This is a genomic window from Sphingomonas sp. PEI4 (genome assembly GCF_056679955.1).
The window spans coordinates 2773298-2786742 of sequence record NZ_CM155258.1 but is presented as its reverse complement, the minus strand read 5'-3'; the positions used below and the strand labels follow the sequence as shown (position 1 = coordinate 2786742).

At 66.6% G+C, this 13445-nt stretch carries 13 protein-coding genes; 5 read left to right on the top strand and 8 right to left on the bottom strand.

The features are described 5' to 3' along the window. Window positions 1-8: 8 nt before the first annotated feature. Window positions 9-749, top strand: a complete 741-nt coding sequence (ubiG, locus tag AC1MLZ_RS12970) for a bifunctional 2-polyprenyl-6-hydroxyphenol methylase/3-demethylubiquinol 3-O-methyltransferase UbiG (RefSeq protein WP_480958832.1) — start codon at window positions 9-11, stop codon at window positions 747-749. Between the two features lie 231 nt (window positions 750-980). Next, entirely contained in the window at window positions 981-2393 is a 1413-nt protein-coding gene (locus tag AC1MLZ_RS12965; RefSeq protein WP_480958831.1) for a glycosyltransferase family 39 protein, read from the top strand. On the opposite strand, the gene AC1MLZ_RS12960 is transcribed toward AC1MLZ_RS12965, so the two are convergent. The 3 genes from AC1MLZ_RS12960 to AC1MLZ_RS12950 are packed head-to-tail and all read right to left on the bottom strand — an operon-like array spanning window position 2335 to window position 4954. Continuing rightward, window positions 2335-3519, bottom strand: coding sequence for a glycosyltransferase (locus tag AC1MLZ_RS12960; RefSeq protein ID WP_480958830.1), 1185 nt, complete (start codon window positions 3517-3519; stop codon window positions 2335-2337). The genes AC1MLZ_RS12965 and AC1MLZ_RS12960 overlap by 59 nt on opposite strands. Further along, a complete protein-coding gene (locus AC1MLZ_RS12955) occupies window positions 3519-4025 on the bottom strand; it encodes a DUF2141 domain-containing protein (RefSeq protein WP_480958829.1) in 507 nt (168 codons plus the stop codon). The genes AC1MLZ_RS12960 and AC1MLZ_RS12955 overlap by 1 nt, the downstream gene beginning before the upstream one ends. Further along, entirely contained in the window at window positions 4022-4954 is a 933-nt protein-coding gene (locus AC1MLZ_RS12950) for a hypothetical protein (protein WP_480958828.1), read from the bottom strand. The genes AC1MLZ_RS12955 and AC1MLZ_RS12950 overlap by 4 nt, the downstream gene beginning before the upstream one ends. A 190-nt stretch (window positions 4955-5144) precedes the next feature. Here AC1MLZ_RS12950 and AC1MLZ_RS12945 point away from each other — a divergent pair, with 190 nt between their 5' ends. Then, window positions 5145-6209 (top strand): glycosyltransferase, encoded by a 1065-nt coding sequence (locus tag AC1MLZ_RS12945; RefSeq protein WP_480958827.1) that lies wholly within the window; start codon window positions 5145-5147, stop codon window positions 6207-6209. Between the two features lie 135 nt (window positions 6210-6344). Here AC1MLZ_RS12945 and AC1MLZ_RS12940 read toward each other — a convergent pair whose 3' ends face one another. The 5 genes from AC1MLZ_RS12940 to pyrE form a co-directional block, all read right to left on the bottom strand. Then, complete coding sequence (locus AC1MLZ_RS12940) at window positions 6345-7376, bottom strand: AI-2E family transporter (protein ID WP_480961550.1); 1032 nt, start codon at window positions 7374-7376, stop codon at window positions 6345-6347. Between the two features lie 43 nt (window positions 7377-7419). Further along, the gene (gene lepB / locus AC1MLZ_RS12935; protein ID WP_480958826.1) at window positions 7420-8415 is read right to left on the bottom strand and encodes a signal peptidase I; all 996 of its coding nucleotides are present in this window, start codon (window positions 8413-8415) and stop codon (window positions 7420-7422) included. Continuing rightward, complete coding sequence (gene acpS, locus AC1MLZ_RS12930; RefSeq protein WP_480958825.1) at window positions 8412-8846, bottom strand: holo-ACP synthase; 435 nt, start codon at window positions 8844-8846, stop codon at window positions 8412-8414. The genes lepB and acpS overlap by 4 nt, the downstream gene beginning before the upstream one ends. Before the next feature lie 168 nt (window positions 8847-9014). After that, complete coding sequence (locus tag AC1MLZ_RS12925; protein WP_480958824.1) at window positions 9015-9743, bottom strand: pyridoxine 5'-phosphate synthase; 729 nt, start codon at window positions 9741-9743, stop codon at window positions 9015-9017. Next, window positions 9740-10321: an orotate phosphoribosyltransferase gene (gene pyrE / locus AC1MLZ_RS12920; protein WP_480958823.1), complete on the bottom strand. Its 582-nt coding sequence runs from the start codon at window positions 10319-10321 to the stop codon at window positions 9740-9742. The genes AC1MLZ_RS12925 and pyrE overlap by 4 nt, the downstream gene beginning before the upstream one ends. 228 nt (window positions 10322-10549) lie before the next feature. Here pyrE and coxB point away from each other — a divergent pair, with 228 nt between their 5' ends. Together coxB and ctaD are read left to right on the top strand one after the other, a co-directional pair. Continuing rightward, entirely contained in the window at window positions 10550-11704 is a 1155-nt protein-coding gene (coxB, locus tag AC1MLZ_RS12915) for a cytochrome c oxidase subunit II (RefSeq protein WP_480958822.1), read from the top strand. 1 nt (window position 11705) lies between these two features. Beyond that, a complete protein-coding gene (ctaD, locus tag AC1MLZ_RS12910; RefSeq protein ID WP_480958821.1) occupies window positions 11706-13370 on the top strand; it encodes a cytochrome c oxidase subunit I in 1665 nt (554 codons plus the stop codon). Window positions 13371-13445 lie beyond the last annotated feature (75 nt).

The window sequence follows — 13445 nt, the reverse complement described above, 5'->3', positions numbered from 1 at the left end:
TAGCGCGCATGATACTGGCAAGTGACACCGTAAACGGCGCAACAATCGATCCGCGCGAGGCCGCGCATTTCGGCACGATGGCGAAGGACTGGTGGGACCCGAAGGGTTCGTCGGCCCCGCTCCACAAGCTCAACCCGCCGCGGCTGCGCTACATCCGCGAGCAGGTCGATGCGCATTGGGGTGGCGATGGCTCGACCTTCACGCCGCTTGAGGGAAAGACCGCGCTCGACGTCGGCTGCGGCGCGGGGTTGCTGTGCGAACCGCTCGCGCGGCTTGGCGCGGCGGTGACGGGGATCGATGCGGCGCCCGAGAATATCGCGGTGGCCGAGATACATGCGGCGCAGAGCGGCTTGGCGATCGACTACCGTGCGGGCGGCGTCGAAGGGCTCGTCGGCCAGTTCGATCTCGTCACCAGCCTCGAAGTGATCGAGCATGTCAGCGACCCCGTCGGCTTCGTGCGTGGCCTCGCGCGGACGTTGGCGGAGGGCGGGCTGCTGATCCTGTCGACGCCCAACCGCACGCCGTTGTCGCGGTTGGCGATGATCACCGTGGCGGAGGGCGCTGGGGTAATTCCCAAGGGCACGCACGACTGGAACAAGTTCCTTACGCCAGAGGAACTGACTGCGTTGCTAAAGGATGCGGGATTGCGTGTGACGGACACGCGGGGGTTGAGTTTCTCGCCCGCGACGGGGTTTGCGCTCAGTGATTCGACGAGCCTCGACTACTTCCTGACCGCGGTAAAAGCCTGACTCGTGGCCTCTGCCCCTCCACCCCGGCGAAGGCCGGGGCCCAATTGGGAAGGCCGCAGTAATGGAGATCCGTTCTCAATCATCACTGTCCCCCAATTGGGCCCCGGCCTTCGCCGGGGTGGGGCTGAGTAAATGAAGCACTACCCTCCCCAACCATGTTCACCCGCGAAGGCGGGTGCCCAGACCGGACACCCGCCTTCGCGGGTGAACATGCTCTTGGCGCTCGCAGCGTTGGCGATCTTACTCATCACACTCGCGCTCCTCCGCCCAGTAGACCACGACGAGAGCCAGTACGTCGCCGCCGCCATCCTCACTGCGCACGGTCTGCTCCCCTACAAAGACTTCGCCTACCTCCAGACCCCGCTCCAACCCTACTTGTTCGCCCCGATCGCAGCCCTAGCCGGCATCTGGACTTGGCCAGCCCTCCGCCTAACCAACGCCCTCCTCGGCGCAGCATCCATCGCCGCCGTCCACCACGCCGCCCGTACCGCCGGCGCCAGCACCCGCGCCGCCACCATAGCCGCGGCGCTGTTCGCAACCTGCGACATCCTTCTCTTCAGCGTCGGCACAGCCCGCAACGACGCGCTCCCCGCCGCCTGCCTCGCGCTAGCTCTCCCCGCGATCGTCCGAACCGCACGCGACCAGGCAAGCCGCCGCGACGCGATCCTGATCGGCGCGCTGCTCGCCGCCGCCGCCACCGCGAAAGTCTCCTACGTGCTGCCCGCGCTTACTTACGGCATCTGGACACTGTTCCGTGCCGACCGTCGCCCGTGGTGGACGCTGCTCGGCACGCTCCCCTTCGTCGCACTGACGACAGCACTGTTCCTCCAAGCCCCCGAAGGCTTCCTGTTCGGCGTTCTCGGCTTCCCAGGCCAAGCACCAACCGAATGGTACCAGGCGCGCCCGTGGAAACTGTCGAACGCGGCGAAGATCATCGACACGGTCAAGTTCCTCGCGCTCGGCCCAGCCCTGCTCGCGATCGTCGCCACGACCGGCAGACGCCACCGCTGGCACCGCATCCTCGACCTGTTGATCCTCGCCGGCCTGATCGCCGCGCTCGCGCCGGTGCCGACATGGCGGCAATATCTCCTGCCGATGCTGCCTGCACTATTCGTGCGACTGGCGCTGGTCTGGCACGACAACCCGCCCGGCAAGGCGATGCGGATCGCCGCGGTCGTCTTCGCCTGCGCCGGTCTCGCGCCCACCGTCGAAGCCGTCGCGAGCGGCGGTATCCCGATGCTCCACGCGATGCGCGACATCGCCGTGGTTCGCGAGACGCTGGACCGTGAGCACGTCACCGGCCCGGTCGCATCGCTTTCCCCGCAATTCCTACCGGACCAAGCGATCGACCCGCGCTTCGCCACCGGACCCTTCTACTTCCGCAGCACGGCGTTGCTGGACGCCTATCAGGAATATCAGCTTCATCTCGTCTCGCAGGCGAGAATGCACCTACTCGGCCATCCCCCCGCGATCCTCACCGGCGGCGAAGGCGCATGGAGCAGCGGCGACGACCGGATCGACGCCGCGCTCGCCACCTATGCAAGGCGCCAAGGCTATCGAGCGGTCTCCGTCCCCGGCACCCGCTTCACGCTGTACGTCGCACGCCCTGCTTCTCAGCGACCAGTCCCGCATAATAGTCCATGAGCTCGACCGCATGCTCGCGGTCGCTGCGCACGTGCCGCGCCGCCACCGCCGCCGCCCGCCTGAGCATCGCCGGATCCCGCGCGAACAACCGCCCGATCGCCGCCGCCGCGCTCTCCGCATCGCGCGCCGCGTAAAGCTCGCTGGCGTGAGGGTCAGCAACTTCGGCGCACCCGCCCGTATCCGGCACGATCAGCGGCAGGCCCGATGCCATCGCCTCTGACGCGACCAGCCCGAACGGCTCCGCCTCCGACCCGTGGATCAGCGCATCGCAACTCGCCATGATCCGCGCGAGCCGCTCGCGGTCATAGACGGGCGCGAACATCCTGATGTGCGGCGAGCCGCCGATCCGCCGCTGGATCGCCTTGGTCTGCGCGCCGGTGCCGATCAGGATCAACCCGACCGGCAGCGTCGCCCCCGCGCACGCCACCGCATCGACCACCAGCGGCCAGCGTTTCTCGCCGTGATGCCGCCCGAGCCCGAGCAACAGCATGCCGTCCTCGGGCAACCCGCACTGCCGCAGCAACGCCGCGCGCAACTGCGTATCGCGCAACTCCGGCGAAAAATGCCCGCGCTCGATCCCCAGCGGCATCGCCGCGTCGATCCTCAGCCCACGCGCGCGCAGCCGCTTCTCCAGCGCCGGGCCGTTGGTGACGACGACATCGTATTTCTCGAGGAAGCGCCGCATGTACCGGCTGTACCAGGCGAACCCGCGCTCGATCTGGTCGTGGCTCGCAACGCCCGCGAACCAGCGCTGCGCATAGGCCGCGATGTTGTCGTTGTGCATGAAGAACGCCTTCACCGCGCGTCCCTCCCAGTCGCCGACGAACCAGGCGGGCCGCCACGGCGAGCAGCATTCGACCACGTCCGGATCGAGATCGTCGAGCACGCGGTGGATCGCGTCCTCGTCCCAGAAAAGCCCGTAATTGCGATCGAACGGCATTCCCGGCGACTTGAGATAGAGGATCCGCCCGCCGCCCGGCCGCTCCTCGACGCGGTCTTCCTTGCCGGGCGCGACGACGATCAGTTCATGGCCCATGTCCGCCATGATGCCCATCTTCCGGTCGACATAGGTCCGCACGCCGCCGCCGGTCGGCGAGTAGAACTCGTTGACGTCTACGATCCGCATCAGCCGATCGGCCCAAAGCCACCAAGCCCCCGCAGATATTGCGCGGTGATATGAACGGTCGTCACGCCGGCTCCGGCCTCGACCAGCGCCTGCTCGACCTTGGGACGCGACCGCCCGAGCTTCGTGTTGCTCGCGAACCCGGCGCCATCGTTCCAGAAGCTGAACTTGCTCTTGCCGTCGCGATTGTGCGTCAGCAACAACGCATAGCGACCCGGCTGCGGCACCTGGATACACATCGACGTCGGCCCGGTCGCGGGCGTCGGCACGGTCACCCGCCGGAACGTCTTACCCTCCGCGATCAGCTTGTGGCGGTTCTTCAGAAAGTCCGCTTCCTGGTCCGGGTAGAGTTCGAGCCGCAGATCGCCGGTGCGATCCTTGAGCCCGGTGATCTCGACGGCGATCGCGGGGCCCCCTCCGGGCCGACACGCGGCCGCATCGCTGCCGAGCATTTCGGCGCCCGCCGGGCTCGCCAGCAGCAATGTTCCGGCGATGGCATATCGAATCATGCGCGGCTCCTATTGGCAATGAAGTGCGCGCCGAACGCCACGATCAGGACGACATGCACCAGCAGCGTCAGAGCGGCGGTGAACGCGATCAGTTCCGACAAGGCCTGGTCCTGCCCGATCAACAGGATCGCGGCGCTGGCAAACAGCAGGTCCTTGTTCGGCACCAGCGGCAGGCGCGACACGAGCAGGCGCCCGGCGGCGAGGAACAGCCACATCCCCACCGGTACGCTCGGCAGCGCGAAATGCCACGCGAACGCGATCAGCACCGATCCGCACAGCAACCGGATGCAGTGGATCCCGAACACCCACCACAATTTCGCGCGCGGCAACGAGAATACGCGGCGTGAGAATATCAGGAACGGCAGCGAGATAGCCAGCGTCACGCCTGCCGACGCAAGCACCGTCCGGAACTGGTCGGAGGTCAGCAGATGCCGGCCGAGCGGCAGCGCGATCGCCACCAGCAGCAGGGTGACCGCATTGCCCGCGATCGCCGACAATATGGTGACGTCCTTCACCGCGCCGAACGGCGACGCCACCATTCGCGCCTTGGCCCGCGCCCAGGCATAGAAATACGCGTCGCCCGAATAGCCGAACACCACTTCGTTCGCGATCCGCTTCTTGATCAGCGCGACGAGGCCACCGAGCGGGATGCCCCATAGCCTGCGGAAGATGACGTAATCCCCGGTCGGCGGCGACATGTAGAGCAGGCCGAAGCACAGATAGAAGCGCGGATCCTGCGGCACCGAGCGCGTGAGTCCGACAAGGCCGTGCCCAAGCAACTCGCGCCCCAGCCCGACGATCATCGCCAGCGTCAGCACCGCGCCGATGATCGCCGGCCAGCGACTGCCGATCGTCTTCAGCGGCTCGAGACCGGCGCGCGCGATATCCGCATGGCCGTCGCGATCGGCAGTTTTCGCACGGAAGTTCAATCGCCGGTCCTCAAACCATTGTCCTCAAGCCGTTCCGCCGCCCGCCATCCATGACGTGTCGCGCGGTCCACCCGCCACTCGCGACCTGTCGCGCGGTCCAATAGCCGCCCGTCGGCGCGCATGCACGTAAAGTCGGTTTCATTCGATCGCGATCTCCGCTTTATCCATCGCGCATCATGATGACCCCCATATGTCACTCCTGAGCGGACCACCGACCGCGCGGCACATCCTGACCTATGCCGAGGACCTTCGCGGCGGCGGGGTCGAGCGCGCGCAACTGCGCCTCGCGCGCGGTTGGCTCGCGGCGGGGCGGCGGGTGACGCTGGCGATCGAGGATATCTCCGGGCCGCTCTCGGCGGAACTGCCGGAGGGGCTGGAGATTATCGCGCCGTCACGGTTGCTCGGATTGCCGGGGGTGGTGCGGCGTCTTGCACCAGATGTGATCTTCTGCCCGGGCAATTTCTATACCGGCATCGCGGCCTGGACTCGATTGCGGCTCGGCAAGGCCTGTCCGCCGATCGTCGCCAAGATGTCCAACGCGCCTGCCCGGGCCGATCATGGCCGGGTGATGCACGCTGCGCACCAAGTCTGGCTGGCGCGGCACGGCAGTTTCCTCGATCACCTCGTGGCGATGACGCCCGCGACCGCAGAGGAGGCTGCGCGGGCGACGCGGATGGTCGGGCGGACGAGCGTCATCCCGAACCCGCCGGCGGTGCCGCTCCCCGGCACGCTGCCCGATCTGCCGGCGCGTTTCATTCTGGGCGTAGGCCGGCTCGAACCGCAGAAGCGCTGGGACCGGCTGATCGCCGCGCTGCCGCTGTTGGCGGACCGGACGATACCGCTGGTTATCCTTGGCGAAGGGAGCGAGCGGGGAGCGATCGAGGCGCAGATCCAGGCGCTGGGTTTGGAGGGTCGCGTCCTGTTGCTCGGCCATAGCGGCGATCCCCTCCCGGTGATGGCCCGCGCGACCGTGCTGGCGCTGACCTCCGATTACGAAGGGGTGCCGGGTGTGTTGCGCGAGGCGCTTTCGGTCGGGACGCCGGTAATCTCGACCGATTCGAGCGCGGCGGTGGCGGAGATCGTCGACCGGCGCGATCGCGGCACGGTTGTACCTCGTGAGGATGCATCGGCGCTTGTTGCAGCGTTGGACGCATGGCTTGTCCCGGCTCGGCAGCGACCAAGCCCGGTTGCGCAACCCGGTACCGACTCAGCCGAACTCTACCTGACGCTCTTCGACCAACTGGTAAGGCGGTAGCTCTCCACCCTCCGTCATCCCCGCGGACGCGGGAACCCATACTGGCAAACCTCTGAGGATATGGGTCCCCGCGTCCGCAGGGATGACCGGGGTGGGCTATGAGCCGGATTAAGAGGAAGGGGACGCTAAACTGGATCAGGCCGTAGCCTCACCAACCACCTCAGCCGTCTCCTCTTCCCGCTCCGAACGCTGCTCCAGCGCGGTCTTCAGCATCGCGGTCATCGGATCGGCCAGCGCCAGTCCCAATATCCCGAACATCGCGCTCGCCATGATCTGCGCACCCAGCGTCAACGCCGGCGGCAAATCCACCGTGCGCTTGGCGACCATCGGCACGATCACGTATCCGTCGATCGTCTGCACCACGAAGTACGTGCCGATCGCCCAATACCCCGTGTCGACGCCTGCGCTGAACCCGACCGCGACCATCAGCACGCCAGTCACGATCGCGCCGACATTCGGGATGAACGCCAGGATGCCCGCGATGATACCGAGCAGCATCGCCATCGGCACGCCACCGATCGTCAGCGCGATACCGGTCGCGACACCCTCGACCGCCATGCCGAGCAGGCGCCCGGCAAGCAGCTTGCGCAACGTGTCGCCCATCTTGTCCAGCGTCTTGGCAAATTCCGGTCGCAGGTCGATCGGCACCATCCACTGGAGCCCGCGCGAATAGGTCCCCGGGTCCATCGCGATGAACAGCCCGAGGATCAGGATCATGAACATGCTGGTCAGCGCGCCGATCGCGGTGCCCACCCATGACGTCACCCGCCCGACCGAGCCGAGCGCCTGCTTGACGATCCCGTTGACGTCCGACGCGCCCGGCATCAGCCCTTGCGCGGTCAGATAGCCGGTGAAGCGATTGGCCTGCGATTCCAGCGTCGAGCGCAGTTGCGTCACCTGTTCGGTCACCTGCACGCCGGTCAGGACGAAGGTGCCGACCAGGAACGCGAACGTCAGCAGAACGACGATCAGCAACCGCCAGCCGCGCCCGATCGGCAGCACCCGCCCGAGCAGCCGCACGCCGCCATCGAGCAGCGCCGCAAACACGACGCCGGCAAAGATGATCAGCAACGGCTGGACCAGCACGATCAGCAGCGCGATCACGCAGGCGAGCCCGAGCCAGATGATCGCCCGCTTCAGCTCCTTGCGCAGGAACGGATCGCGCATCTCGACCGGGCTAGGTTCCGTCACGGCCTGCGGTTCGGCCACGTCAATCGACCTTGGCGGGATGCAGCGAGGTGCCGGCGCGGTCCGAGCGTAGCGATCCCCACCAGGTCAGCGGGTTGAAGGTCGCATCGCCGTCGAGGCTGAAGGTGATGAACTCGGCACGCCCGCCGAGATTCTCGTACGGCACCGGCCCGCCGAGGCCGAGCTGGCTCAGCGCGAACCGGCTGTCGGCGGAGCGATCGCGGTTGTCGCCCATCAGGAAGACATGGTTCGCGGGGATCGTGATCTCCGCGAAATTGTCGCCCTGGCTGTCCGATTCCAGATCGATCGTCTCATAGCGGCGGCCGTTGGGCAGCGTCTCGGTATAGGTCGGCAGGCGGCACATCTCGCGACCATCGGGCAGCGTCTCGCGCGCACCGGGGTAGTCGATCTCGCTGCACGGGCTGTTGGTGTCGACCGGGATCAGCGTGTCGTGCAGCGCGCCGCGCTTCACCGCGACGCCGTTGAGAAACACGATTCCGCCGCGCACGGCCAGCTTGTCGCCGGGCAGGCCGATGACGCGCTTGATATAGTCGTTATGCGTCCCCGGCGGCGTCACGATCACCACGTCGCCGCGGGTCGGCAGCGAGCCGAACAGCCGGCCGTGGATGAACGGGAGCGAGACGCTCCAGCTGTCTTCCTGCTGGCGCAGCACGACGCCCTTGAAGATCGCGACCGGGTTCGGGATCGTCGGCGACACGAACGACCAGCCATAGGCGAACTTGGTCACCACCAGCCGGTCGCCGATGCGAAGGCCCGGCAGCATCGATTCGCTGGGGATGTAGAAGGGCTTGGCGATGAAGCTGTGGAAGCCGAGCACGACCAGGATCAGCCAGAATATGCCCTTCACCTCGCCCCACCAGTCGGTGCCGCGGCGGCGTGTCGTTTCCGGTGTGGTGCCGGCCGGTGGCGCGGTATCGGCCGCGGTCGTCTGCGCTAGGGGGGCCTGCGCGAGGGGCTTTTCCTGGAACTCGTTGCCGTCCAACGCCGCGTCCTTCATCGATTCATATCCTGGCTCATGTCCGGGGATATCAGAGGTATAGCTTCGATGATCACGAAGGCCTGCGCCCACGGATGATCATCCGTCATCGTCAAATGTACGCGTGCGGCGTGGCCTTCGGGCGTCAACGCGTCAAGCCTCGCTTTGGCGCCCCCGGTCAACGCCAGCGTCGGCGCGCCACTGGCCGCGTTGACCACGCCGATGTCGCGCATGAAGACGCCCGCACGAAACCCGGTGCCGACCGCCTTCGCAAACGCCTCCTTCGCCGCGAACCGCTTCGCCAGCGTGCCGGCCTTCGTGAAAGGCCGCCGCGCCGCCTTCGCCCGCTCGACATCGGTAAACACCCGCTGCTCGAACCGCTCGCCGAACCGCTCCACCGACGCCGCAATCCGCTCGATATTGCACAGGTCGGACCCGAGCCCGATAATCATCGCGACGCCTGGGGTCGGAAGACAAAAGAATGTGTTCGCGCGGAGACGCGGAGACGCGGAGAGTATGAGAGCCGCAAGCGCGGCGAAGGTGAGAAGCAAGCAGGACGGCTCCCAGAAACCCCCTTCTGCTCCGCGTCTCCGCGTCTCCGCGTGAACAAACCTTTCGGCCTACCGCGCCGCATCCATAGCCTCGCGCATCAGCCGAACCGCTTCGCCGAGCCCGACGAACAGCGCCTCTCCGACCAGGAAATGCCCGATGTTCAGCTCGCGCACCTGCCGGATAGCCGCGATCGGCGCGACATTGTCATACGTAAGCCCGTGCCCGGCGTGCACCTCGATGCCGTTCTTCGCCGCCAGCGCCGCTGCATCGGTCAGCCGCCGCAGCTCGAGCGTCCGCGCCTCGCCCGACAGTTCCGCATACAGCCCGGTATGCAGTTCGATCACCGGCACCTTGAGCCGCACCGCCGCCTCGATCTGGCGCGCGTCCGGTTCGATGAACAGCGATACGCGGATGCCGGCGCCGGCCAGCGCGTCGACCAGCCGCGCCATCCGGTCGTAATGCCCGGCGACGTCGAGGCCGCCCTCGGTGGTCAGCTCCTCGCGCTTCTCCGGCACGATGCACGCAGCGTGCGGCTTGTGGCGCAGCGCGATGCCGAGCATTTCGTCGGTTGCCGCCATCTCCAGGTTGAGCGGGATCGTCAGTTCGGCCGACAGCCGCGCGATGTCGTCGTCGGTGATGTGCCGGCGATCCTCCCGCAGATGCGCGGTGATCCCGTCCGCGCCCGCCGCCGCCGCGACCAGCGCCGCGCGCACCGGATCGGGATACCCCGCCCCCCGCGCGTTCCGCACGGTCGCGACGTGATCGATGTTGACGCCGAGGCGGAGATCCCGACTCATGCCGCCCTGCTGCCGGGCTTGATCGCCGGGATCGCCGCCAGCTCGGGCGGCAACGCATCCGCCGGATACGTCGGCACGTCGAGCCGGATCAGCGGGAAGAATGGCACACCCAGATCCGCCGTCCCGTTCGAACGATCGACCAGCGCCGCGGCCGCCACGGTTACGCCGCCCGCCCGTCCGATCGCCGCGATCGCCTCGCGCGACGACAGCCCGGTGGTGACGACGTCCTCCATCATCAGCACGCGCTGGCCGGGCGTGAGCCGGAACCCGCGGCGCAGTTCGAACACGCCGTCGGGCCGCTCGAGGAACATCGCCTCGACGCCCAGCGCGCGCGCCATCTCATGCCCCGCGATCACGCCGCCCATTGCCGGCGACACGACCGCGCCGATCTGCCCACAAATCTCATCGGGGATCATCGCAACCAGCGCCTTGGCCAGACGCGCGCCTCTTGCAGGATCCATCAACACGCGCGCGCATTGCAGGTAGCGCGAACTGCGCAAACCGGAGGACAGGATGAAATGCCCTTCGAGCAACGCTTCGGCAGCGCGGAATTCGGCGAGCACGTCGTCTTCGGTCATCGCGGGTCATCGCTCCATAAGGTCTGCCGCGCTGATACGAGCGCGCGAAACCGCGTGCAACGAGAACCCTCCGTTCGCGCGAAATCAGACAATGCTTGAGGCAAGCCCCCCCGCTGGGTATAGCTCTACCCAAATCATAAGCAGACATCCGCGCGTCCGTGATATCGGGTTCGCTATAAACCGGGGTCAAGAACAACGATGCGCAAGATGGGGATGAGAGGATTTGCGATGGCAGCGGGGCTCGCACTGGCGAGTCTCGGTGGTGTCGCCGGGCATGCAGCCCAGCCTACGCCGAAACCGGCGACTGCGGCGCCCGCTCCGCAAGCCGCGGCAGGCCCTGCGGGCGTGTCGAACACCGCGCCGACCACGGCTGCGGCTACTCCGACCGCCAACCCGTCCAGCCCCGAGCTCGCGATGGACGGTGCACCGGCGATGACGCCCCAGCCGATGATCGGCCAGCCGACCGACGGACTCTACGGCCTGCAGCCGCAGGTGACGAAGAACGGCGTCTTCGCGCACTGGATGCACAATGCGATCCTGGTGCCGACGATCACGATCATCTGCCTGTTGGTCCTCGCGCTCCTGTTCTGGGTGTCGTTCCGCTATCGCCGCGCCGCCAATCCGGTGCCGTCGAAGACGTCGCACAACACCTTCATCGAGATCCTGTGGACGCTGCTCCCGGTCGTGATCCTGGTGCTGATCGCAGTCCCCTCGATCGGGCTGCTCCAGGCGCAGTTCAAGCCTGCCCCGTCGGGCGCCGTGACGCTGAAGGCGATCGGCAACCAATGGTATTGGACCTACCAGTATCCGGACAATGGCGGCTTCGAGATCACCGCTAACATGCTGAAGGAAAAGGGCGAGGTCGCTGCCGGTGAGCGCGCGCGTACCGATGCCGACGGCCCTGCGCTGCTCGCCACCGACAACCGCATCGTGCTGCCGGTCGGCGTACCGATCCGCTTGATCACGACCGCGAACGACGTGATTCACAGCTGGGCCGTCCCCGCATTCTGGATCAAGCTCGACGCGATCCCGGGTCGCCTGAACGAGACGAGCTTCACGATCGACAAGCCCGGCCTGTATTTCGGCCAGTGCTCGGAGCTTTGCGGGGCGCGTCATGCCTTCATGCCGATCGCCGTCGAGGCGGTCAGCCCGGCGCAATTCGCGGCGTGGGTAAAAGCCAAGGGCGGCACGATGCCGACCCCCGGCAAGGCATCCGACAAGGTCATCCCACAGCCCGGCGCCGACGGCTCCGCGGCGAAGGTCGAGGAGGCGGCGGAAACCGCCAACGCCACCGGCCCCGTGGAAAACGTGACCACAGCAGCGCCTGCGACGACGCAGGGCGCCACCTCAAACCCGGCCGGCGCCGGCAACGCGGGACTGTAAGATGACCGACACCGCTCTCACCCCGTCGGCCTTCGTTGCCCACGAAGCGCACGACCATCACCACGATACCGATCACAAACCGGGCTTCTTCGCGCGTTGGTTCATGTCGACCAACCACAAGGATATCGGCACGCTGTACCTGATTTTCGCGATCGTCGCGGGGATCATCGGCGGCTCGGTATCGGGCCTCATGCGCGCCGAGCTCGCGCATCCCGGCATCCAGTATCTGCAGGGCTGGGCGAGCATGCTCCACGGCGGCAGCGCCAGCCTGGACGAATCGCTGCATCTCTGGAACGTGCTGATCACTGCGCACGGCCTGATCATGGTGTTCTTCATGGTCATGCCGGCGATGGTCGGTGGCTTTGGCAACTGGTTCGTGCCGATCATGATCGGTGCGCCCGACATGGCGTTCCCGCGCATGAACAACGTGTCGTTCTGGCTGCTGATCCCCGCCTTCACGCTGCTGCTGGCCTCGCCGTTCTTCGGTGGCGCAGGCAATGGCTGGACGCTCTACGCACCGCTTTCGACGTACGGCGAGCCCGGGCCGTCGACCGACATGGCGATCCTCGCGCTCCATCTCGCGGGCGCATCGTCGATCCTCGGCGCGATCAACTTCATCACGACGATCTTCAACATGCGTGCGCCGGGCATGACGCTGCACAAGATGCCGCTGTTCGTGTGGTCGATGCTCGTCACCGCGTTCCTGCTACTGCTGGCGCTCCCGGTCTTGGCCGCGGCGATCACGATGCTGCTGACCGATCGCAACTTCGGCACGACGTTCTTCGATCCGGCAGGTGGCGGCGATCCTGTCCTCTACCAGCATCTGTTCTGGTTCTTCGGCCATCCCGAAGTCTACATCATGATCCTGCCGGGCTTCGGCATCGTCAGCCAGATCATCTCCACGTTCAGCCGCAAGCCGGTCTTTGGCTATCTCGGCATGGCCTATGCGATGGTCGCGATCGGCGTGGTCGGGTTCGTCGTGTGGGCGCACCACATGTTCACCACCGGCCTCAGCGTTAACACCAAGATGTATTTCACCGCGGCGACGATGGTCATCGCGGTGCCGACCGGCATCAAGATCTTCTCTTGGATCGCGACAATGTGGGGCGGTTCGCTCACCTTCAAGACGCCGATGGTCTGGTCGATCGGCTTCATCTTCATGTTCACCGTCGGCGGCGTGACCGGCGTGGTGCTCGCCAACGGCGGCATCGACGATTACATGCAGGACACCTACTATGTGGTGGCGCATTTCCACTACGTGCTGTCGCTGGGCGCGGTGTTCTCGCTGTTCGCCGGCTTCTATTACTGGTTCCCGAAGATGTCGGGCAAGATGTACAACGAGTTCCTCGGCCAGCTGCACTTCTGGGTGTTCTTCGTCGGCGTGAACGTGATGTTCTTCCCGATGCACTTCCTCGGCCTCCAGGGCATGCCGCGCCGCATCCCGGACTACACGCCAGAGTACGAGCATTGGAACACGGTCGCCTCGGTCGGCTACATGATCATGGCCGCGGGCATGGTGGTGTTCTTCGTCAACCTGATCTGGTCGATGGTCGCGGGCAAGCCGGCGGGCGACAACCCCTGGGGCGAAGGTGCCACGACGCTGGAGTGGACGATCTCCTCGCCGCCGCCATACCACCAGTTCGAGACCCTGCCGAAGATCGACTGAGGCGGGCAAGGGTTCTCGAGCCCCCGCCCGGCCGGCGCGGCACCGCCGCGTCCGACGACACGGGATTTACTCCCG

Excerpts from the sequence above, each read along its gene's own strand:
- AC1MLZ_RS12945 (WP_480958827.1), top strand. The coding sequence starts at position 5,145 with ATGTCACTCCTGAGCGGACCACCGACCGCGCGGCACATCCTGACCTAT.
- ctaD (WP_480958821.1), top strand. The coding sequence starts at position 11,706 with ATGACCGACACCGCTCTCACCCCGTCGGCCTTCGTTGCCCACGAAGCG.
- pyrE (WP_480958823.1), bottom strand. The coding sequence starts at position 10,321 with ATGACCGAAGACGACGTGCTCGCCGAATTCCGCGCTGCCGAAGCGTTG.
- AC1MLZ_RS12925 (WP_480958824.1), bottom strand. The coding sequence starts at position 9,743 with ATGAGTCGGGATCTCCGCCTCGGCGTCAACATCGATCACGTCGCGACC.
- lepB (WP_480958826.1), bottom strand. The coding sequence starts at position 8,415 with ATGAAGGACGCGGCGTTGGACGGCAACGAGTTCCAGGAAAAGCCCCTC.
- AC1MLZ_RS12955 (WP_480958829.1), bottom strand. The coding sequence starts at position 4,025 with ATGATTCGATATGCCATCGCCGGAACATTGCTGCTGGCGAGCCCGGCG.
- ubiG (WP_480958832.1), top strand. The coding sequence starts at position 9 with ATGATACTGGCAAGTGACACCGTAAACGGCGCAACAATCGATCCGCGC.
- acpS (WP_480958825.1), bottom strand. The coding sequence starts at position 8,846 with ATGATTATCGGGCTCGGGTCCGACCTGTGCAATATCGAGCGGATTGCG.
- coxB (WP_480958822.1), top strand. The coding sequence starts at position 10,550 with ATGGCAGCGGGGCTCGCACTGGCGAGTCTCGGTGGTGTCGCCGGGCAT.
- AC1MLZ_RS12960 (WP_480958830.1), bottom strand. The coding sequence starts at position 3,519 with ATGCGGATCGTAGACGTCAACGAGTTCTACTCGCCGACCGGCGGCGGC.
- AC1MLZ_RS12940 (WP_480961550.1), bottom strand. The coding sequence starts at position 7,376 with ATGCGCGATCCGTTCCTGCGCAAGGAGCTGAAGCGGGCGATCATCTGG.